Here is a 21,665-nt window from a genome sequence, read left to right on the forward strand (position 1 = left end):
TAGTTAGCGCGTGCGCTAGGATAGTTCGGGTTTCAAGCTGATCCCCAAACCGTATTCCTCTGGGGGGATTTGTGCGCCTTTCTGAAACGTTTGACCCTAGAGCCAATTCGTTGAATCTGGTTCGTCTGGTTCTGTCGGTAACGGTCATCGTCTGGCATTCCTACCTGATAGGTGGCTTCACTCGCCCGCTGGCCCCTGTCGTACAGTTGCTCTCGCAGGCGACAGTTGACGGGTTTTTTGCCATCTCTGGATTTCTGCTGATCCGTAGCTGGGTCTGCCGGCCGTACGTGTGGTCGTACCTGTATGCGCGGTGCCTCCGGATCTTCCCTGCGTTCTGGGTTTGTCTTGCAGTCACGGCTTTCGTCCTAGCCCCAGTGAGCACGATCTTGGCTGGGGGAACGTTGCAAGATATTTGGGGGGGCGCTTTTCGGTATTTCACCTCCAACGTCGCCTTGTGGATCGCTCAAAACCATATGCCCGGAACGCTTGAGTCTGTGCCCTTTAGCGGAATCTGGAACGGCTCTCTGTGGACGTTGTTCTGGGAGTTCCTTTGCTACTTGGTACTTCTCGCCATGGGGCTCGTGGGGTTGTTGCGGCGGAAGCGTACCGTCGTAGCAGCCTTCGGGTTGCTTTGGATGGGTAGCATCGCGGACGTGTTTCTCGCCGTCGAAAGCCAGGCGCTACACAACGTGTTTCGGTTCGGGCTGATGTTCACGGCAGGGATGATCCTTTACATGTTTAGAGACCGGATCATCGTGTCTTGGGCATGGATCGCAATTGCCGCACTAATCGTCGGGACGTCGTCCCTGCTCCCGGAGTATCGGCTTATCGCCGCGATTCCCCTCGCTTACCTGTGCATCGCTTTGGGGGTGATGGTCAAAGGGCCGCAACTCCGATTGAAGAATGATTTGTCCTATGGGTTCTATATCTACGCCTTCCCGATGCAGCAACTGCTGGCAACAGTTGGTCTTACTTCAGCAGGGCTGGGAGTGTTCATGCTCAGCTCGATCCTTGCGACTTTCCCCTTGGCCGCCGCAAGTTGGTTCCTGATCGAGCGTCCCACACTGAGGCTCAAGACCGCTTCGGCCCACCTGACAGTTTCTCCTGCTAGCAGTTCAGTCAAATAGGAAAAACTGTGACTCTACGAGCGGGCTTAGACGAGCCGCGGGGAGTGTCAGATTAACGGTGGGTTTGGCCTGGCGCATGGTTAGTTGATTCGTCCCTCGAACGCGATGGCGAACGGGTTCAGCGCGGGCTTCCACCTCGTGGCCCACCGTGTCCTGCCGCGCCCTGTAGGGTCAAGGGAACGGGTCACAAGGTAGAGGCACTTCAGCGCCGCGGCGTCGTTGGGAAAGTGACCCCAGGCCCTGACGGCGCGCCGGTAGCGGGCGTTGAGGGACTCGATGGCGTTGGTGCTGCAGATGACCCTACGGATCTCGGCGTCCCAGTTTAGGAACGGGACGAACTGAAGCCCAGGCGCCGTGCCAGAGCTTGGGGATTGCCGGGTATTTGGGACCCCATTTGGCCTCAAGTTCAGCGAGGCGCTTCCTAGCTGCGGCCTCGGTCGCCGCGGTGTAGACGGGCCTGAGGTCGCGGGAGAGCTCGTCCCAGTGCTGGCGGGGAGCGTACTTGAACGTGTTGCGACAGGCGCGATGACGCAGGTCTGCACCGTCGCCCGCTCCCACAGGGTGGTGATCGCCTCCGGAAGACCCTTGAGCCCGTCGCAGACGGCGATGCACACGTCCTCCACACCGCGGTTCTTGACCTCGGTCAGAACCCCGAGCCAGTACTTGGCGCCCTCGCCGCCATCCCCGGCCCAGATCCTTCAGGATGTTCCGTTCCCCGTTCACCGTGACTCCGAGGAGGATATAGAACAGCTTGTTGCGCACCTGCCCGTCCCGGACCTTGGTATGGATGGCATCGATGAAGATGACCAGATAGACCCGGTCGAGGGGCCGGTTGGACCACTCCGCCATCTCCTCGGAAACCTTCTCGGTGATCCGGCTGATCGTGTCCTTGGAAACGGAGGCGCCGTAGACCTCCTCGAAGTGCGCGGCAATCTCTCCGGTGCTCAGGCTGCGCGCCGTAGGGACAGGACGACCTCGTCGATCCCGTCCAGGCGCCGCTGACGCTTATTGACGATCACCGGCTCGAACGTGCCCCCGCGGTCACGGGGCACCTCGACTTCCACCGGCCCGATCTCGGTCAGGACTGTCTTGGTCCGGGTCCCGTTGCGCACGTTCGCACCCTCCGCGGACCCGTGCCTCTCGTGGCCGAGATGCTCCGTCAGCTCCGCCTCAAGCTCGGTCTTCGTCAGGCCGGCCAGCAGCCCGCCCGGGCCCAGCAGACTTACGCCCTGCTCGCGCGCCTGCGCAAGCACCTGCTCCGCGAGTTCCTTCTCATCGATGATTCCCCTGTCACAGGATCGATCATCTCCGTGGTTTCCGTCATAGCCGTTCCTTTCGGTCAAGCCACGCCGTTTCCACCGTTTATCGGACACTCCCGCGCCCGGTGCGAATGGCTTGGTTGGACGCCACCCCGAGCACGCCGGCCGCGATGCACGTCAACTGGGTGTCAAGGCTGGAACCGATGTAGAGGGTGCCGTCCACATAGGTCTGCCCGGGGAATTTCATGAACTCGGAGGTGGGGTTGTACTCGACTGTGACGCGCCGCATGTTGGCTACGTAGATGCGTGGTCCTATGGGCTGGGCGTTGGTTAGCGCGGTCACGGTGTGGGTAAAGGGGCCCGTGCCGCCGGGATTGCCGGACGCTGTGACGGTTTCCCGCCAGGCGCGTCGGGGCCAATGTAGACCGTCGTTGTGCCGGTTGGGATGGGGGTGTTCGTCTCCAGTACGGTGTCCCCGATGGTGTGGTCCTTGGTGAGGACGGCGCTTATGTAGGCCGGTCCGAATATAATGCCGGCCAGCCCCGATTGGATTCGTCCGTCGGACACCTCCCATGCAGTCCAGCGATTACCGGTGGCGGGGCCCTGATCATTTAGGAGGACGTGCCCGGCGTCCAAGGGTAGTACGTGCTTTTGGGTGCTTTGCCAGCGGTGACGCGCAGCACGGCGGGGTGTCTGCCTGAGGCAGCACCCATCGGTTCCAGGAACAGGGAGGATGCCGCGTTGTTCTTGATGCGGTTGTCCGCGAAGCTGAACTGCTCCTTATGGGGGCCGGTGACGGTCGCCGTCTCGCCTTCTACGGACAGGCGCACGCGGTAGGTGCGCCCATTGAGGAGCCGGTTGGTGTAGTTCAGGACGTAGCCGGGCTGTTTGTCGGTGGACCATGAGCCGCCGGTGAGGAAGTCCACGATAATCTGCCGGTTGTTCACGGTGAAGTGGACCAGGTTGTCGATCACGTTGTTGGTTGTCGCCAGCGCCAGGACCACATTCAGTTCCGTACCGGTGCGGCGCATCTCGAACTCCACGTTACGGATCTTCTGCCCGGTGTCCACCCATGCGTAACCGGTGCCATCTGACACCAGCCCGCCGAAGACAATCTTGGGCGGGGTGATGCCGGTGCCGATCCATGACTATTCGGTCGGTGCCACGCGGGTGGCAATAGAGCCGTCCCGCAACGCCGTGAAGTTGTCCGCGAAGATCAGATCGTCCGGGGCGATGGAGGATACGACCTCATCAATTGCTGGGGATAGCTGACAGTTGGTATGGGCTTCGCGACGAACCGCGGAGATAGGACTATCACGTCATCACGGGAGACATGTCGGCCATCCGCGGTTGAAGGCCTCCCTGACCCAACCGAAAGCTCAAACACGATGTACCCGGCCCAAGCTGGGCAGGTTCCCCGGAAAGGTTCCTGATGAAGCTATGGGGCTACGCAGTCATCCTTCGAGGGGTTATAGCACTCCGAAAGCCCTGAAGCAATCTGCAGGAACGGTTCCTAGTAAGCCCCGTCTTTGGCAAGGACGGCCTTCACGGTACGGGCAAGGATGACCAGATCCTGCATGAGGGACCAGTTTTCTACGTAGTACAGGTCCAGCCGGACGCTGTCCTCCCACGAGAGGTCAGAGCGGCCACTGACCTGCCATAGGCCGGTGATGCCGGGCTTGACCATCAAGCGCCGGTGGACGTACTTCTCATAGGTGTCCACCTCGGCTGGCAGGGGAGGACGGGGTCCCACCATGCTCATTTCACCCATCAGCACGTTCCACAGCTGCGGCAACTCGTCGATGCTGTAACGGCGAATAAAGGCCCCGAACCTGGTAATGCGGGGATCCTCTTTCATCTTGAACAGAACGCCGTTGCCTTCGTTGTCGGCCTGCAGGGCATCCAGTCGCGTCTCCGCGTCCACCACCATCGAGCGGAACTTGTGCATTCGGAAGGTTTCCCCGTTTTTGCCCACCCGGAACTGGTGGAAGAAAGCGGGTCCGGGGCTGTCCCGCTTGACCATAGTGGCGGTGGCCAGCAGGACGGGGGAGAGCAACAGCAGGACAATCGACGCACCAAGGATGTCGAAGGCCCGCTTGAACACGGCCCGCATGCCTTCAAGCTTGGGGGTGGACACGTGGATTAGTGGCAGTCCGGCGATGGGTTGGGTGTGGATGCGGGGACCGGCAATATCGGTAAGGGCGGGAGCCATGATCATGCTGATGCCGCGTTCCTGCAATTCCCAGCCGAGGCTGCGGATGGTCCGCGGCTTGAGGGCAGAGCCGGAGGAGATGGCTATCGCATCCGCCTGATGCTCCTCAATGGAACTCAAGATGTGCTCAAGGTCGGCGCTCACGCCAGCCACAGGGATGGGCAACTCCTCTCCGGTGGGCGACTGCGGCAGGAAACCGGGAAGGATGGCGGCGACAGGGAGGTATCCGGCGGCGGGGTTGCTTGAAAGGTTTTTGTGCAGGTGCGCCACTGCGGAAGGGCCTCCGATCAGCAGCAGCCGCCGGCTCATCTGTCCGTTGGCCCGCTGGCCCACCAGCCAGCGGCGGATCAGCCACCGTGTACACATCAACATCAGCACGCCCGCCGGCAGTGCGGCGCCAACGTATCCGCGTGCGGTGGGGATATCCAGTGCGTAGGAGAAGATTGCGATGACGCCGAAGAGGTAGAGGGATGCCACGGCGACTCTCTTGTATTCCTCCGGGCCGGTCCCCAGCACCTTGAGGTCGCGGGTGCCCCAAGCTTCGAGCATGATCCACCAGGCAAAAATAATGAGGGCCGTTACTAACCAGTAGTTTAGGCCAGCCGATCCCTTAAGCGTGACGGATGAATCGGTGCCAAACCGCAGGACCTGCGCCAGCGCCATGGATACGGCAATGACCCCACCGTCGCTGAGGCGCAGCGCGCGTGGAAGCCGGTGCTGCCAGGGCCATGGCGCCGAATGCTCGGTGCGAGTGGCTGGTTCCAAGGTCTGCAAGGTGTTTCTCTTCCCCCCGAAGAAAATGCTGGGACCGTTTTCCAACGGCCCGTCAGGGTCGGCCGTTGGCAGACGGCGATGCGCCTGCCGACAGCCGGTGGCCGTTTATTTTTGGCCGACGTGCCTGTGCCCGAGTGCGGTGATGTCCCACCCGGCATCCTGCCAGACACCCATGTCCAACACGTTGCGTCCGTCGATGAAGCGCTTGCCCCGGACCAGGTCGTCCAGGTCCGTCGGCGCGAGGGCTTTGAACTCGGCCCATTCGGTCAGCAGGATGACCAAGTCGGCGTCCCGGGCGGCGTCCACGGTGGAATTGACGTAGTTTAACCGCGGGAAACGCTTGGCGGCGTTGGTGTTGGCCTCGGGGTCGAAGACGTTCACGTCGGCACCAGCGCTGAAGAGCCGGGCGGCCACATCCAGGGCGGGGGAGTCGCGGACGTCGTCGCTGTCCGGCTTGAAGGCGACGCCGAGCACAGCGATCTTCTTCCCCGCCAGTTCGCCGAGCATGTCCTCGGCCAGGAAGACCACGCGGTCGCGGCGGCGCAGATTGATTTCATCCACCTCGGAGAGGAACCGCATGGTGCGCTCCAATCCGAGTTCGCTGACCCGTGCCTGGAGGGCGCGGATGTCCTTAGGCAGGCAACCTCCGCCGAAACCGACACCGGCATTCAGGAAGCGGCGCCCAATGCGGGTGTCATGCCCGATTGCGTCCGCCAAGGTGCGGATGTCCCCGCCCACCGTTTCGGTGACCTCGGAGAAAGCGTTGATAAAGGAGATCTTGGTGGCCAGGAAGGCGTTGGCCGCCACCTTGACCAGCTCTGCGGTTTCGAAATCGGTGCTGATGAATGGGGTATTGGCCGCCAGTGCGGTGGCGTAGACCTCGCGCAGGACGGCCTCGGCATCCGGATTGTCCACACCGACCACTAAACGGTCCGGAGTCAGTGTGTCCTTGACCGCAAAGCCCTCGCGCAGGAACTCGGGGTTCCACGCGAATCCAACGTCCACCCCGTCGTTCTTGTTCTTGATGACTAGCTGCTGAAGCCGGCGCGCCGTCCCCACCGGCACGGTGGATTTGCCAACGATCAGCGAGTCCTTGGTGATGTGCCGGGCCAGCGAGAGTGTTGCGGCATCGACGTAGGTGAGGTCCGCGGCGTTGTCCCCGGCCTTTTGCGGGGTGCCGACGCCGATAAAGTGCACGTCCGCCCAGGCACCCACCTCCTCGTAGGAGGTGGTGAAGCGCAGCCGGCCCGAAGCGATGTGCTTGAGCAGCAGTTCCGGCAGGCCCGGTTCGTGGAACGGGAGTTCGCCGCGGGAAAGGCAATCGATCTTGGCCTGGTCAACGTCCAGCCCCAGGACCTCGAAGCCCAACTCGGCCATGCAGGCCGCGTGGGTGGCGCCGAGATAACCGGTCCCGATAACGGAAATGCGCAATGACACGTTGCTTCCCCCTGTGGATTGTCGTGCGAGCTGTGCCGGCCGAAACGAGACTTTTCCGTCCGTACCGCTAGGTTATCCGGTGAGGCGGATGCGGGTGGCACGCGGACGCCGCGCGCCACCCGCATATTACGCCCTGAAGGAATCCCGGTGAGCCCGGAACCAGGCAACCGTTTCTTCGATGCCTTCGCGCAAACCGATCTGGGCCTTCCAGCCGGCTTCAGTGAGCCTGCTGACATCCATCAGCTTCCGGGGGGTGCCGTCCGGCTTGGAGGCATCCCATTCGATGGCTCCGGTGTAGCCGACGGCAGCGGCCACGATCTCGGCGACTTCCCTGATGCTTACGTCGGTGCCGACGCCCACGTTGACCTGCTCCGGGCCGTCGTAATTCTCCAGCAGGAACAGGCACGCGGAGGCCATGTCATTCACGTGGAGGAACTCGCGCAGCGGGGAGCCCGTGCCCCAGTTCACCACAGTGTCGACGCCGTCCTGGACGGCCTCGTCATAGCGGCGGATGAGCGCCGGCAGCACGTGGGAGCCGGTGGGGGAGAAGTTGTCGCCCGGGCCGTACAGGTTGGTCGGCATCGCGGAGATCCACGCCTTGCCGTACTGCCGGCGGACGGCCTGGACCTGGAGGATGCCGGCGATTTTGGCGATTGCGTAGGCGTCGTTGGTGGGTTCCAGGTGCCCGGTGAGCAGGTATTCCTCCTTCAGCGGCTGCGGGGCCAGTTTCGGGTAGATGCAGGAGGAACCGAGGAACAGCAGGCGCTCCACCCCGTGCTCAAGTGCGGCATCCATGGTGTTGAGCTGGATCTGCAGGTTTTCGCTGAGGAAGTCCACCGGGTAGGTGTTGTTGGCCAGGATGCCGCCGACCTTCGCCGCGGCCAGCACCACGTAGCGCGGCTTCTCCCGGGCGAAGAATTCGAAGACCGCGACGCGGTCCTTCAGGTCCAGCTCGGCGGAGGTGCGGCCGACGATGTTGGTGAAGCCTTCGGCCTCCAGCTTGCGCCAGATGGCGGAGCCGACCAGTCCGCGGTGGCCTGCGACGTAGATCTTGGCGTCGCGCTCCAGCGGGCGCGCGGTGAACTCGACGTTCTCCACAGCTTAGGCCCCTGCGACCAGGAGGCTGCTGTTCCAGCTCTTGAGGTTCACGGTGTCGATCCAGTGGGTGCCGGCGTTCTTGAGGGCTTCGATGTCAGCATCGACCATGATGCGGGCCAGTTCCGGGGTCTTGACGGTCGGCTCCCAGCCGAGCTTGTCCTTCGCCTTGGAGTAGTCGCCGATCAGCGCATCGACCTCGGTGGGGCGCAGGTAGCGCTCGTCGAAGCGGACGTAGTCTTCCCAGTTCAGCCCGACGTGCTCGAAGGAGTACTGCAGGAAGTCCTTGACGGTGTAGCCGGCGTTGGTGGCGAGCACGAAGTCCTCGGGCTCGTCGACCTGGAGCATGCGCCACATGCCTTCGACGTACTCGGCGGCGTAGCCCCAGTCGCGCACGGCGTCCAGGTTGCCCATGTAGAGCTCCTGCTGCTTGCCGGCCTTGATGGCGGCGACGGCGCGGGTGATCTTGCGGGTCACAAAGGTCTCGCCACGACGGGGGGACTCGTGGTTAAACAGGATGCCGTTGACGGCGAACATCCCGTAGGCCTCGCGGTAGTTCTTGGTCACCCAGTAGCTGTAGACCTTGGCAGCACCGTAAGGGGAGCGCGGGTAAAACGGGGTTTCCTCATCCTGCGGCGGCGGGGTGGCACCGAACATCTCTGAGGAGGACGCCTGGTAGAAGCGGGCATTCACATTGGCCATGCGCATGGCCTCAAGAAGCCGAATGCTGCCCATGCCCGTGGTGTTGCCGGTGTGCTCGGGCTCGTCGAAGGACACCCGCACGTGGGACTGAGCGGCAAGGTTGTAGACCTCATCAGGGTTAATCTGGGCCAGCAGCGTCACAAGACGGGCACCGTCAGCAAGGTCGCCGTAGTGCAGGAACAGCTTCGCGCCCTCCTGGTGCGGGTCGACGTACATGTGGTCGATGCGGGCCGTGTTGAACGTCGAGGCTCGCCGGATCAGACCATGTACCTCGTAGCCCTTGCTGAGCAGTAGCTCCGCAAGGTAGGAGCCATCTTGGCCCGTGATTCCCGTAATAAGAGCTTTCTTGGCCAAGTTTCCCCCTGTGTGAATAATTTTACAGACAGCTGTCGCGGTCATCCCGCGGTCAATTAATCCCTAGTTGGCGCTTGTAATCAAGTTTGACAACCAGGCTTGGTATGCGTCGACGGCCCGTCCCTCGTCCAAAACGGACCGCACGTATGGCACACCAGCCGCCCCGCATGAGGCTGCTAATTCCGGGTTGGCCACTAGTTCTTCAACAGCATTCAGCAGTGACTGCGGCCGGCCAGAGTTGACTTGAATCCCCGCCCCGGAGGCTCGGATTTCATCGGCGGTTGCGCTGTCTGGTTCTGTCGCGGCCACCACCGGACGCCCCGTCGCGAAGTATGACGTGAGCTTGCTGGGAACAGACATCTCTTTGACCCCAGGCATCTCATTCACAATGAGTACATCGGCGGCTTGAAGGGCCTGAGTGAACAACTCGTCCGGGAGCGGGTCCATGAATGTAATGTTTTTCACGCCCGCCGCGTATTTCTCCAGAGCAGGACGCTGATTGCCATGGCCGAGAAGCACGAACCTCACCGAAGATCCTTGCAACTCAGCGAGGCGGGCGGCATCAATAACGTTTTCCAAATTCTGTTTGACGCCCATGTTGCCGGCGTGCAGGGCGATCGTGTCCTGGAGTGCCCAGCCAAATTGAGAGCGTGCCGCTGCGCGGTCCACGTTGTCCGGGACCGAAATGTGCGTCCAGTTCCGGATGACCCGGACGCGGTCCCCGGGGACCCCCAATTCATTGACAACGTAAGCCCGGAAGCGTTCGTGGATGACAGCGACGCCAGTAGCCGACCGAAGAGTTTGTCCTTCGACACGCTTCATGACCTTGGCGGCCAGCGACGAGGACCCTTTGGTCTCCTCCAGTCCGCGGCTATAGATGTCTTGGACCCAAACTCCTATGGGCGTTCCGGTTATACGCGCCTTCAGGACTGCCAGTCCGGAGGCGAACAGAGCAGGTGAAACAGTTAGGACAACATCGGTCTTGCGCCAGTTAGTGAGGACGGAGCGCAGTCCGTAGGAGAGTTCCATATGTATACGCGAAAAGATTCCAGGCTCCGCGGGTACCGCGTGCCTGAGCCGCCTTACCGAGATTCCGTTGATCTGCTGATCCATGGTCATACCGCGATATCCTGCAGGAATAGTCCACTCGGGGTAATGCGGATACCCCGCAAGTACCTGGACCGCCCGCCCCCTGCGATTCAGGCCTTCAGCCAGCTTGGTGGAGTACGGCGCATTGCCCGTCGGCTCCGGGGCATAGTTGAGGCTGACAATCAATGCCGCGAAGTCTCGGGTAGTCACATATGCCAGAATAGGCGAGCGAACATAAAAATCCGGAAACTTGGCATGTGTGGGGGCGCAATGAATGGAATTCCCGACTGTGATCTAAGTGACATTCCTGTCATCGATCTCTCCAAAGCCCCCGGCGAACGCGCTGCTTGGGGACGCCCTGCTCTGACTGTGTACCTCTGGGGCCTTGCCGAGTTGCTTTTTGTTACGAATCCACTCCAGATCAGCTCCGCCCTCCGCGTGCGCGTGCTGCGCTTGTTTGGGGCCAAGATTGGTGAGGGAGTGATTTTCCGGCCCCGAACACGGGTGAAGTTCCCCTGGAAGCTCGAGATAGGCGACAGGGCTTGGATTGGCGAGGGCGTTTGGATCCATAACCAGGACCAGGTCACACTCGGCCACGACGTAGTTGTCTCCCAGGAGACCTTAATTACAACAGGGAGCCACGCTTTGCGAAGAGACATGGCGTTGCTAACACGCCCCGTGAAGATCAAAGACGGCGCCTGGATCACCTCGCGATCCATGATTCTGGGGGGCACCACGGTGGGAATAAGTAGCGTTGTCAGGCCAGGAAGTGTGATCGGGCCGAACACTACAATCCCTGAAAACCGCATTGTAGGGCAATCAGGCCAAGTAACGGACTTTGGTGAGAGGTTTAGTAGTAATGAAAGTTGATGATCGAGAACCTGTAGTCAAAATCCCAGCCACGGTTGTAATTCTCACAAAAAATGAATCTAGGCACGTAGCCCGCGCTGTTTCTTCGGGTGCGGCTTTCGCCGAGATACTAGTCATTGACTCTGCGAGTACAGACGAAACCGTGCTCTTGGCTGAGAAATCGGGGGCAACGGTAATCCAGTTCGAATGGGATAAAGGTTATCCTAAGAAGAAGGAATGGGCGCTTGCGCATTGCACCCATGACTGGGTGGTCTATCTCGACGCGGACGAATATCTTACGCCCGAACTCGTAGACGAAATTCGCAGCACGGTAGAAGACCGGACGGCCTCTGCATTTGAAGTTCCGCTCCGATACTACTGGTGCGGAGTAGAACTAAAATTTGGCCACAGGGTATCCAAGCGAATTGGAATGCGCCGATCGGCCGCATACTGGCCTCGACCAGATGACTTGCACGTTCAAAACATGTGGGAGGTAGAAGGCCACTATCAGCCGCAGGTTAAAGCTGGCAGTGTTCGGAAGCTCAGCGCTGTCTTAGGTCACCAAGACGAGGACGGTCTTTATGACTACTTTGCTCGTCACAATCGATACAGCGACTGGGAAGCCCACATGATCGCTGCCAAGGATAAGGCTTCGCTAGAAAGCCGTTCGCCGTTGGGCCGTCTAGCAGTAAATGCTCCGGCAAAGCCGCTTTTGTTTTTTGCATACTCCTACCTCATTAGGCAGGGCTTCCGTGATGGCCGGGCCGGATTTGATTACGGCCTTGCACTGGCTTTTTATTACTGGCAGATCGGAGTCAAGCGTCGTGAAATCGCCCGCCTGGTGGGGGTCTGAAACCACAAGCGATGGCAGTCTACGAATTCTCCAAGTCGCCGCAACCATTGCCGCGGCCGACGGAGGTCCGGCCACTTCCGTTCGATCCCTTAACCGAGCGTTTCATCGTTTAGGACACCAAGCTCTCGTAATGACTACGGCAGATCATGGCGTGGACAGAATGAAGAAGCCAGATTACGTGAATGGGACATATGCACTGGCCTCATCGCAAGTGCCTGGGGCCCCGTACAAACTCTCCATCGACATGTTTTTCCGGCTGCAAAAAGCAGTTCGATCTGCCGACGTGGTAATCGCAGATGGCCTTTACCTCCCGTCCGTTCTCATGGCCTGCTTCTGGAGTAGTATTTTTCGTAAACCCTTCTTTCTGCAGCCTCACGGTACACTTGACGCGTATGACAGGCGAAAAAATGCGAATTTAAAGAGAGCCTTCGATTGGATCATCGCTGGTTGGCTCTTTCGGATGTCCGAAGGCATTTTTGTGACTTCTGCGGCTGAGCGTCTGGACGCGTTGCCGCAGAGGTTTCGCTCGAAGGTGAGAGTCGTACCCCTGGGTGCTGACCTATCTCGCGAGAGTCAAACTGCGCTGCCGGCTTCCTATCTTGCTGTTCCCCGTTCACGCCGATTCGTATTCCTGGGAAGGCTTGCGCGGAAAAAGAACCCGCGTCTCCTCCTCCAGGCATGGCAGGAATCAGGGGTAGGCACATCGGGACATCTTTTGTTCGTTGGTCCAGACGGTGCCCACACTGCATTAGAACTGCAAGAACTAGCAGAAGAACTCGGCATCGACCGATCCGTGACCGTAATGGGTCCGGTAGATGAACAAGGCGTAGCATCGGTATTGCGTGCATCAGGGGTGTTTGTTCTGCTGACAGACCGAGAAAACTTTGGCATTGCCCTCGTTGAAGCGATGATCGCCGACTGTGCAGTCCTAGCCACACGGGGCGTGGCTGCGGCAGAGTTTGTCGAACAATGCAAGGGAGGCATTCTTTTGGAAGCTCCCGACTTGCAGGCCAGTGCCAACGCACTGAAAGAGCTCTCTGACTCAGAAGATGAAGTTGTTGCGATGGGTATGCGCGCAGGTCAGTTTGCCCGTGACCATCTCACTTGGGAGGAGTCTGCAAAGCGCTACCTGGAAGTGTTTCGTGGCGGCCGGACTAATGCGAGCTGAACGGACAGCGCGTGGATTCAAATCGAGCGCAAGCAAGTTAAGCCCACCAGTCAAAGTCCAGATCCACAAGCCGCCGTCCGGATCTAGGCGTGCGCCTCTCCTTCGGTCGTTGCCAATGTGGTACGGATTATTCTCGGGCTTCTATATTCCGGTAGGCGGACAGCTTTACTTAACTGAGATCGCCATTTGCCTTCAATTCATGTTTCTCATGACGTTCCCGGGAAGCGTACGCCTCGATAAGAGCAAAATTGTGGGTTGGGCTTGCTTGCTTTGGACCCTCGGCCTTGTGATGTCCGGTGTCTGGAATGAAAGCCCGCTTGGTAACCTCCTTAAGGCTTGCACGGTCCCCCTCCTTCTGTGGATCACGGTCATAGTCCTGAGCCATATATGCCGCTCATCGACTGACTTTGTGAGGTTATACTTTGGCATTGCCCTCGGCTACTTAGTGGCTATCCCTCTGCAAAGAATGCCCCCTACCTCAGACGTAGCTTGGAAAGTCGCGTTTGGTTTACCCGTGACGATTCTTCTTGTCCTTATCGCTTCTGCGACAAGGAGTGTAATAGTTAAGACCATAGTGCTGCTGGCCGCGGCGTCCGCTAACCTGATGCAGGATTTCCGGTCTCTAGCACTCCTAATGGGCGCAGTCATGGCATTCGGAGTGGCGCGCTTCTGCTTGCGGCCGATGGCCGGTGTGATTTCTCGCGCAGCGTGCCTGTGGGTAGTTGCGGTGGCGCTCGCTGGGACGTTTGGTTATGCCTTGGCGAAACTGTACGCCACTCTCGTCGGCGGCGGATATCTCGATGAGCAGGCAGAGATCCGGTTGGAACTGCAGGGCGGAGGCTCGTCACCGCTTTTGATGCTCTTGGGCGGACGAAACGAAATCTTTTACAGTCTGCGAGCGGCCCTTGAACACCCTATTCTTGGGTATGGGACCGAACCTATCTATGCTCCGGAAATCATTGAGGCGGGCAGTACTCAGCTATTGAACTTAGGCCTGGATCAGGCGGCATTGTCGCGTCTGGCTACAAGCACCGTGCCGGCCCACTCGTCGATCATGTCGAGCTGGTTGGAGGCAGGCATCCTGGGCTTGCTGGCGTGGGTGGTGTTAATTGCTCTAGGACTTCGCTCTATCACCTTAGTAAATACGTGGAACCTGCCTATTTGGGTCTTACCTACGTTTACGGGACTTTTGATGATCTGGACTGCAACGTTCAGCCCATTTGGCGCCACAACGCGATTTCTTACTGCAGCCACTCTGACGTGGGCGCTATGGATAGCATCAAATGGGCAATCCAAAGCCAAAGGAGCATAATTGCAATTTAAGAGCCTATTTGTCATCGTGGTGGGCGCCCTGCCTGCGGGCAAAATTAAGAATTATCTTCTTAGAAGAGCCGGATGGATCATTGGAGATAACGTCCAAATTGGACCGTCGGTCTTCGTTAGGATCAAAAATGTTTCTATCGAAGGCGGTTCTCGAATTGGGCCGCTCAACGTCTTTAGAGACCTGAATTTGCTTCACATGGAGTCCGGTAGTGTTATTGGCCAGTGGAACTGGGTCTCATCGGCACCCAGTATCGCTGGACAGCAAGGCGGTAAGTTGCATCTTGGTGCTGAGTCTGCGGTGACCTCCCGCCACTACCTGGACGTGTCAGGCGGCGTCATTATTGGTTCGTATACGACCATTGCCGGCGTGAGGTCAACTTTCGTTACTCACGGCATCGACTGGCGAAGCTCGCAGCAACGCGTTCAGCAGATCGTCGTCGGCGACTACTGCATTGTAGGTTCGAATTGCGCGCTCACCCCAGGCGTATCAGTGGCCTCGAACGTTGTGGTGGGCATGGGTACGGTGCTCGCCAAAGATAGTGCCCTCTCAGGGAACACTCTCGTCATAGGGCCGCGGGGGTCCGCAAGCAGCAACGATCTATCTGGCCAATACTTTACAAGGGAACGCGGTTTTGTCGACTAACGAATATTATTGCCTTGACCAAAAGTCCGACTCAAATAGAAATACTTTTTCCATTCTGATGCCGGCCTTTGAACCGAATGCGAAACTGGCAGGCAAGGCATTTGCATCCGTGCTGCCTCAATTTATCGCCGGCGACGAACTGATCGTTCAAGATGGAGGATCCGACCAGCGCTGGCATACTGCTGCCCAAGGTCGGTCGGGTGCTGTGCGGTTCTTCGTCGAGTCTGATGAGGGACAGGCGGATGCCCTAAATCGGGCTTTGGCCAGAGCCAAGGGGGATTGGATCGGCTGGCTGAATGCGGACGATATTTACTATGAAGGAGCCCTGGAAAGTGTCCGTCAGGCCGCAACTACTCATCCACGGGCGAACGTCATCGTAGGAGCGTACACCACCATTGATGGGAATAGTCATGTTCGGCGAACATTTCCGCCTCCCGAGCCAACATTCGACCGGCTTGCCATGCGAGGTTGCATGGTTTACAGCGGGGCATTCTTTATAAAGAGGTCGCACTTGCTGGCTCTCGGCGGTTTTTCGAGGGCATACCACTTTTGCATGGATTACGAGCTATATCTCCGAACTTGGGGCCATTCGGATACTTGTTCCAGCACGGTACCCGAGATCCTCGGTGCCCTGAGAATCCATGAGGGGACAAAGACAACTTCGACACCCTGGCGATTCGTGAAGGAAGCCCGGGCAGCTCGGCAGGCCTCCATCTACAGTCCCCTTCTTAGGGGAATATCAGAGGTCGAAACAGCCAAACACGCGTTGACTGTAGCGACCACCTCGCTGAGAGAGACGGCAGCCTACCGGCGTTGGCGTGTTGGAAGAGCTGGAACAAAGTGAAGAGGCAGCCCCGCATTCTCTTAGTCGGAATTGGTGACTTCAATACCGGCTTTCAGTCGGGACGCCCACGCGCTGTTCTTGAGGCAGCGCGTTCGGTCGCTGACGTGGTGCCATTCTCTCTCCCTTCGGCCCCGCAGTGGCTAAATGCAACGTCACGCGTGATGCGGTCCCTGGGACTTCCCTCGTTTTTAGCGGATAGAAGTCCTGCAATGTTGAAAGATTATGCTGAAAGAGTTGAACTATCGGCGAAAAAGCATAAAGTTGACATTGTTCTCTCCACTACCACGTTGGCCGCATATCAAGCTCTCGATGTGCCCTTGGTAACGTGGCCCGACGCTACGCTCCAAACAATGCTAAAGACGGATGCATATCCGATGCTTAATTCGTTATCCGCTAAGTCTAAAGATCGGCTTAGGCTGCTCGAAAAGCGACTGCTTGAAACGGCTAGCGCTAACTTCTTGCCAACTCAGACCGGAGCGATTGATGCTTTGGAAATGGCTCCAAATGCAAAAGTCATGGTGGCGCCGTTTGGCCCTAACTTGCCCATTAAGCTCTTGGAGGACGCTTGGACTCTTCGCACACAATCACTACCTCCGAGCAATGACTTCTTGTTTATGGGTGTTGACTGGATTCGTAAGGGCGGCGACATAGCCCTTCGTGCCATTGCCGAGTTGGGCCGCCAGGACCGTGAGGACCGCAAACCCGTGATCCTTCATGTAGTAGGTGATTGTCCGCCTTCACAGCAAACTCATCCGTTACTCAGGTTTCATGGCAAACTGGCACCAGAAAATACGAGGGATCGAAGTATTCTCGTTGAACTCCTAGCGACCTGCCGCGCATTGGTCCTCCCCACCAGGGCGGATAATTATGGTGCAGTCGTAGTGGAAGCCGCAGCATCAGGCCTCCCCGTCCTGACATCGAGCTCGTGTGGCGCCAGCGAACACGTGCAGCAGCAAGGATTTGGTTTTGTTATACAGCCAAGTGATTCATTGCAGTACGAAAGCCGGCAGTACGCAGAAGGTTTGGCGCGATTGGGCGCCCCTGATTATATGCAAATCTCGCATAAGGGACGACTAGGCTATGTTGAAAAGCTCAATTACACATCTAGTGTGACCTTAATCCTTCGAGAGTTTGGCTTGCTTGATTAAGTGCTGCATTGAGTGCTGGTTTCGCCGACAGTTCTTCGGCGCTCATAGGAGGAGGGAGTCGATCCACGGACCGCGTGCGGATCGGCATCGCCTACCCTGGTGAGGATCGGGTAACAATTACCTATTCGGCAGCTCTTACATTAAGAGCAAAGAACTAAATGATTAATGTATCGTGAGAATGGGATTAGAGGGGGATTGTTAGGCACAATGGAAAGAAAAGCAATGAATGTATCCATAAGATCTTTTTTTCGCGAAGCCAACAATAACGCGTTGCGCTTTCTCCCTATCGCTGCGCGCCGACACCTCTTATTTATTCGCAGCCACAAGCGTCTCTTGATTGGCTCGCCCCAGACCTTCTCAGAGAAGATTCAGTGGCGAATAATCCATGACCGCCGTTATCAAATTGCCGTAGGTGGCGATAAGCTTGCAATGAAGGACCTCGCGGAGTCAAAGTACCCGGACATTGCGGTTCCCGAGACACTTTGGCATGGGACAGAACTAGAGAGTATTGCTGACGTTGACTGGGGTTGTGAATGGGTTTTGAAGCCCATTGGTGGTACTGGTCACGCAGCCTTTGGAGCAGGAACACTTGCCGCTTCGGGGATAGATTTGGCAGAAGTTAAGGCGTGGCCTTATCGCAATCCCTTTGAGCTTTTCGGCGAGTGGGCCTACGGACAAGCGCGACCAGGGTTTCTTATCGAGCGACGGATCCCAACGGCGGATGGCAATTCTCCGGCGGATCTGCGATTCTTTGTCTTTGATGGAGAAGTACAGTTAATTCAGGTGGATACGCCTCGAGTGGAAGAAGTTGCTCGTCGTTTTTACACTCCAAACTGGGAGCCGCTGGATGTAAGGCAAGGTGGTAAGCGGCTTGGCGAGGTACAACCCACGCCGGAAAATTTGGGAGAAATGCTAGAGGCGGCTAAGAACATCGGGTCGGGTTATGATTTCGTGAGAGTCGACCTGTATGCTTCGGGCCGGAAAATATACTTTGGAGAGATTACCCCCTACCCGACCGCTGGTCTGGCAAGGTGGGACCCGGTAAGCTTCGATGCGCATCTCGGGTCGTATTGGAGACTGCCCTCGCGCTCTACCGTTTCTCTTCTTTCGCAATGATTAATCCTCAACAGCCCTCCTCCGACGCGGAACCCTTTACTCTGGAAGAAGGACAGAACGCGGTGCGCTCACGCGCTATGCGGTCAGCATTAATCTCGGGCATGGGTGCCAAGGTTGCAACAACGTTGCTGGGCTTCATATCGGTTGGTATAGCAGTCCGGGTCATTGGCCCAGTTGAGTATGGAATTGTCGCTACATTGGTCGGTTTGACAGGGGCCCTGGGCTTTCTGGATTTTGGGATCGGTAACGCCGCTATCACCGTCGCGGCGCGTCACTACTCCACAGGTTCCTGGAGGGATCTTCGGAAATTTGTCCTTAATACTTTCGGCTTCTTAAGCTTGGTAGGATTCTTGGCCTTAATGAGCCTCGGGACAATGGTCTTGGTGTTTCCAGACGAAGCCCTCTTGCCTGCTGAAGGTGTTGACCCGTCCGACATTCGTTACTCTATCCTTCTATTTGTAGTGTCTTCTGCCATGTCGATTCCTTTGACTTTGGGCAGCCGGTTGGCACTTGCATACCAAAAGGGATGGCAAGCGAATCTGGTAATGCTGGGAGCAAGCGTTCTTACCTTCGTCTCTTGCTATATTGGTTCTCTCTCGGCGCAAGGCCTATTGTACTTTACGGCGTGTTTTGTTATTTTTCCTGTTCTGTTGAATGGCATGTTGACGGTAATTCAGGTCAAACGGACCTTGTCGTTAGCCGATGGATGGCGCGACGGGTTCAGCGTTAGGGATCTCAAAGGTGTTCTGCTCGGGGGCGCGCCGTTCATGGTGCTGTCTGTTGCGACTGCTGCCTTTTCCCAAGGTCAGAGCTTGGTCGTGGCTTACGTAGTTGGAGCCTCGGGGGCTGCTCTATATGGGCTTGTTTCTAAGCTTTTCGTCGGCACAATGTCCCTGTTCTCCAATGCTCTGCTGCAGTTGTGGGCGTCTACTTCTCACGCACTTGCCCAGCGAGACGTTCAGTGGGTGCGGAGGACCTTTAGCCGTATGTTCGCATTAACGATGACAGTTTACGGCGTAGTTAGCGTCCTCCTGATTGCCTTCGGTGGAATAATCATCGACATCTGGACTGGTTCCCTGGTCGCAGTAAGTCGCTGGGATCTTTTTGCATTTGCTTTATGGAGCTTATACAGCTTTGGTATGAGTCAGTTTTCCATGTTGCTCAACGGAGCAAACAGGATCTGGTTGCAAGCTGCTCTCAATTTGATGGTTGCTGGAGCGGCGGTCCCCCTTGCAATTCATTGGTCCGAAAAGATCGGAATTGTTGGAGTTCCATATGCAAATTTGGTAGCCCATCTTGTTTTTCTCGGTATTCCGACCATTTTCGCCGTCCGAAAAGTACTCCGTACGTGAACTGCTGGGAGCGTCCCCTGAGATCGAGTATTCTCCCCTTAGTTGATCCAACTTGCTTCTGCAGACTAGTATCTTCGATGCTCTGACAGAACTGGTTTTTTCGGCTCTTGGGACATCCGGTGGGGATCAGGGGGTGAGTCGTCCGGCGGCGAGGAGCATGCGGAGGGGGCAGTTCTCGTAATTGCGGTAGCCGCGGGCGAGGCGGCGGTGGAGTTCGATGATTTCATTGACGGCTTCCGTGCCGCCGTTGTTGGCGCGGTTGGTGGTGAAGTAGGCCAGGAATGGGTCGCGCTGGCGTCGGAGGGTTCGGCCGACGCGGACGACTTCAGGGATTGGACAGGTATGGAGGCTCTTCACAGATGAGGGTGTAGCCGGGGTCTGAATCCGACGGTTTTGAGCAGGCTGCGGGCGATGTAGTTGGCGAGGTTCCGGTAACCCAGGGCCAAGCCGCGGAGGTGTTCGAGGCGGTCGTTGATGGCCTCGGTCGGGCCGTTGGAGGTGCCGGGCCGGTCGAAGTAGGCCAGTACGTCGACGACGCACTTCTTCAACGTGCGCCCCAGCGTAACGATTTCGCGGAAGGCAGCAGGGCTGCCGGATTTGACTGAAGCGATGATCAGCTCTTCGCCGATCCGGTGTGGAGTAACATGCCGGGATGATCTGCCGGGGATAGGCGCCGAGGTCTTCGTTGATCAGTAGCGACCAAGCAACTGTTCGTTCCGGAGACTTCGACGTTGTCCAATGCTACGGAGTGCGTCACCGCGTCCACCAGCAGCGATTCGTGTCCTTGCGACCTCCTTTTCGGGCTGGGCGCGGTGCAGGTTGATGCCGTTGAGCGCGGAGGGGCGGTGACGGCCTCGAGGCCGTGGGTCTTGATGGGTTGTCCCGCATGCGGGGTGGTCGCCCCGAGCCGTGGCCAGCGTCGGCGCGTGCTCAAGGACATGCCTCATGGGAGGTGCGGGTCCGGGTCGTGTGGCGGCAACGCAGCTGGCGCTGCCCGGAGCCGGGCTGCGAATGGGGGACGTGCGCCGAGCAGGTGCCCGCCCAGGTGGCTGTGCGGGGGTCGGGCAGATGCGTCGCGAGCACGCGAGGATCTGAGGCTTGGCACGCCGCCTCGGGACGGCATGGAGGACGCTGGGGCGTGCCGTGAAGCTTGAACTGGCGCGCCTCACGGCGGACGAGGCTAGCTTCGCCGGCAGCACCACCCTCGGGATCGACGAACACATCTGTCATCACATCAACCCGCGCAGGCGGGGCCCGAAGGAGCCAGCCGGGATGGACGATCTCACCCGCCACGCTGGTCCGGACGGCAAACCACGGATGAGGGCCCGGCTGCTGGACCTTGTCCCGGGGCGTTCGAAGAAGGCTTACGCTTCGCTGGCTCACCGACCGCAGCCGAGGCTTCCGCCAGGGCGCGGACATAGCGGCGCGGGATCCGTTCGGCAGCCACGAAAGCGCGATCGACCAGGAAACCGAGGACGCCACCGCAGTGCTGGATGCGTTCCACGTCGTCAAGCTCGGCACTCAGGCCGTGAACGAGGTCCGCCGTCGCGGTCAGCAGCCCAGCACCGGGCACCGCGGCAGCACGGGCGATCCCCTCCAGGTGATCCTGCGCGCCGGCGCGGAGAACCTCGCCGACAAGCAGCTGGACCGGCTCGCGACCGCGATCGAGGCGAACCCCGCCCACGAGGAGGTCTGCGTCGCGTGGCGCTGCGCCCGGGACCTCTGCACCACCGATAAGGCCAAGGACACCGCCGAAGGACGGCGCCGGGAAAATCCTCGAGGCTTCACACGCCTGCCCGATCCGAAGAAACCGCGATCCTCGGCCGGACCCTCCGACGCTGGCGCGAGGCGTTCTGCGGCCTGCTTCACCACCGGCAGGTCATCCAACGGCGGCACGGAAGCCGTCAATGGAATCATCGAGCTTCACCGCCGCCTCGCCCGCGGCTACCGCAATTACGAGAACTGCCCCCTCCGCATGCTCCTCGCCGCCGGAGGTCTCACGCACCGCCCTTGATCCTCACGGATCGGCGAAGGGCCCGATAACGGCGGGCCGCTGCCAGCAGGACCCTGAGGCGCCACCCGAACAGTTCGTGCGCCAACCGCCGCACGAGCGTGTCCCGCAGTAAACCCCCTCGCACCCGCACCGACGGCACCAACCGTCCGGCTCGAAGACCCGGCAGGCCAGGACCGTCTGTTCCGGTTCAAGCCGCTGCCCTACGGCCTCCAGCCCGGTTCATCGAGACGGGCGAACGCGGTCAGGCCCGGGGATGTGAAGGCAGCGTAGAACACGTCGAGGTGTTCCGGATGGACAGCGTGAGAA

The 21,665-nt window shown here is 58.9% G+C and carries 17 protein-coding genes and 4 pseudogenes; 10 read left to right on the forward strand and 11 right to left on the reverse strand.

Annotated elements, in window-relative coordinates; genetic code table 11:
• The first annotated feature begins 110 nt into the window (after positions 1–110).
• Positions 111–1,127 (forward strand): acyltransferase family protein, encoded by a 1,017-nt coding sequence (locus tag NCCP_RS00900; protein ID WP_172627241.1) that lies wholly within the window; start codon positions 111–113, stop codon positions 1,125–1,127.
• 80 nt (positions 1,128–1,207) lie between these two features.
• Here the strand turns inward: NCCP_RS00900 and NCCP_RS00905 are convergent.
• The 8 genes and pseudogenes from NCCP_RS00905 to NCCP_RS00940 all read right to left on the reverse strand — a co-directional run bounded on the left by NCCP_RS00905 (position 1,208) and on the right by NCCP_RS00940 (position 10,259).
• Positions 1,208–2,433 (reverse strand): annotated as a pseudogene (locus NCCP_RS00905) (IS256 family transposase).
• A 56-nt stretch (positions 2,434–2,489) separates the two neighbouring features.
• Positions 2,490–2,729, reverse strand: a complete 240-nt coding sequence (locus NCCP_RS00910; RefSeq protein WP_149955215.1) for a hypothetical protein — start codon at positions 2,727–2,729, stop codon at positions 2,490–2,492.
• 268 nt (positions 2,730–2,997) lie between these two features.
• Complete coding sequence (locus tag NCCP_RS00915) at positions 2,998–3,483, reverse strand: hypothetical protein (RefSeq protein WP_149955216.1); 486 nt, start codon at positions 3,481–3,483, stop codon at positions 2,998–3,000.
• A gap of 416 nt (positions 3,484–3,899) precedes the next feature.
• The gene (locus NCCP_RS00920) at positions 3,900–5,372 is read right to left on the reverse strand and encodes a sugar transferase (RefSeq protein ID WP_308655489.1); all 1,473 of its coding nucleotides are present in this window, start codon (positions 5,370–5,372) and stop codon (positions 3,900–3,902) included.
• A gap of 105 nt (positions 5,373–5,477) precedes the next feature.
• A complete protein-coding gene (locus tag NCCP_RS00925) occupies positions 5,478–6,803 on the reverse strand; it encodes a UDP-glucose dehydrogenase family protein (protein WP_216364643.1) in 1,326 nt (441 codons plus the stop codon).
• A gap of 132 nt (positions 6,804–6,935) precedes the next feature.
• Positions 6,936–7,907: a GDP-L-fucose synthase family protein gene (locus NCCP_RS00930; protein ID WP_149955218.1), complete on the reverse strand. Its 972-nt coding sequence runs from the start codon at positions 7,905–7,907 to the stop codon at positions 6,936–6,938.
• Between the two features lie 3 nt (positions 7,908–7,910).
• On the reverse strand, positions 7,911–8,960 hold the full coding sequence (gene gmd / locus NCCP_RS00935) for a GDP-mannose 4,6-dehydratase (protein WP_216364639.1): 1,050 nt from the start codon (positions 8,958–8,960) through the stop codon (positions 7,911–7,913).
• Between the two features lie 63 nt (positions 8,961–9,023).
• Positions 9,024–10,259, reverse strand: a complete 1,236-nt coding sequence (locus NCCP_RS00940; RefSeq protein WP_149955220.1) for a glycosyltransferase family 4 protein — start codon at positions 10,257–10,259, stop codon at positions 9,024–9,026.
• A gap of 649 nt (positions 10,260–10,908) precedes the next feature.
• Here NCCP_RS00940 and NCCP_RS00950 point away from each other — a divergent pair.
• From NCCP_RS00950 to NCCP_RS00985, 8 genes are all read left to right on the forward strand, one after another.
• A complete protein-coding gene (locus NCCP_RS00950; protein ID WP_149955222.1) occupies positions 10,909–11,751 on the forward strand; it encodes a glycosyltransferase family 2 protein in 843 nt (280 codons plus the stop codon).
• Complete coding sequence (locus tag NCCP_RS00955) at positions 11,654–12,919, forward strand: glycosyltransferase (RefSeq protein ID WP_225873600.1); 1,266 nt, start codon at positions 11,654–11,656, stop codon at positions 12,917–12,919. The genes NCCP_RS00950 and NCCP_RS00955 overlap by 98 nt, the downstream gene beginning before the upstream one ends.
• Before the next feature lie 514 nt (positions 12,920–13,433).
• Positions 13,434–14,231, forward strand: coding sequence for a hypothetical protein (locus NCCP_RS00960; RefSeq protein ID WP_149955224.1), 798 nt, complete (start codon positions 13,434–13,436; stop codon positions 14,229–14,231).
• Entirely contained in the window at positions 14,232–14,885 is a 654-nt protein-coding gene (locus tag NCCP_RS00965; protein ID WP_149955225.1) for an acyltransferase, read from the forward strand.
• On the forward strand, positions 14,875–15,729 hold the full coding sequence (locus NCCP_RS00970) for a glycosyltransferase (RefSeq protein WP_149955226.1): 855 nt from the start codon (positions 14,875–14,877) through the stop codon (positions 15,727–15,729). The genes NCCP_RS00965 and NCCP_RS00970 overlap by 11 nt, the downstream gene beginning before the upstream one ends.
• A 209-nt stretch (positions 15,730–15,938) precedes the next feature.
• Positions 15,939–16,877, forward strand: a complete 939-nt coding sequence (locus NCCP_RS00975) for a glycosyltransferase family 4 protein (RefSeq protein WP_172627243.1) — start codon at positions 15,939–15,941, stop codon at positions 16,875–16,877.
• Positions 16,878–17,084: 207 nt separating this feature from the next.
• On the forward strand, positions 17,085–17,993 hold the full coding sequence (locus NCCP_RS00980) for an ATP-grasp fold amidoligase family protein (RefSeq protein ID WP_172627244.1): 909 nt from the start codon (positions 17,085–17,087) through the stop codon (positions 17,991–17,993).
• The gene (locus NCCP_RS00985; RefSeq protein ID WP_149955229.1) at positions 17,990–19,345 is read left to right on the forward strand and encodes a lipopolysaccharide biosynthesis protein; all 1,356 of its coding nucleotides are present in this window, start codon (positions 17,990–17,992) and stop codon (positions 19,343–19,345) included. Before NCCP_RS00980 ends, NCCP_RS00985 begins: the two co-directional genes overlap by 4 nt.
• A gap of 126 nt (positions 19,346–19,471) precedes the next feature.
• Here the strand turns inward: NCCP_RS00985 and NCCP_RS00990 are convergent.
• Together NCCP_RS00990 and NCCP_RS00995 are read right to left on the reverse strand one after the other, a co-directional pair.
• Positions 19,472–19,696: pseudogene (locus tag NCCP_RS00990) on the reverse strand (transposase); the annotation flags it as partial.
• Positions 19,697–19,698: 2 nt separating this feature from the next.
• Positions 19,699–19,938, reverse strand: a pseudogene (locus tag NCCP_RS00995) (transposase); the annotation flags it as partial.
• Between the two features lie 746 nt (positions 19,939–20,684).
• Between NCCP_RS00995 and NCCP_RS01000 the strand changes: the two are divergent.
• Positions 20,685–21,359 carry a transposase gene (locus tag NCCP_RS01000; protein WP_149955230.1) on the forward strand — a complete coding sequence of 225 codons (675 nt, stop codon included), beginning with the start codon at positions 20,685–20,687 and terminating at the stop codon, positions 21,357–21,359.
• A 22-nt stretch (positions 21,360–21,381) separates the two neighbouring features.
• Here NCCP_RS01000 and NCCP_RS01005 read toward each other — a convergent pair.
• Positions 21,382–21,634: pseudogene (locus NCCP_RS01005) on the reverse strand (ISL3 family transposase); the annotation flags it as partial.
• Positions 21,635–21,665 lie beyond the last annotated feature (31 nt).

It is taken from the genome of Zafaria cholistanensis, from assembly GCF_008580665.1.
Classification (GTDB): domain Bacteria; phylum Actinomycetota; class Actinomycetes; order Actinomycetales; family Micrococcaceae; genus Zafaria; species Zafaria cholistanensis.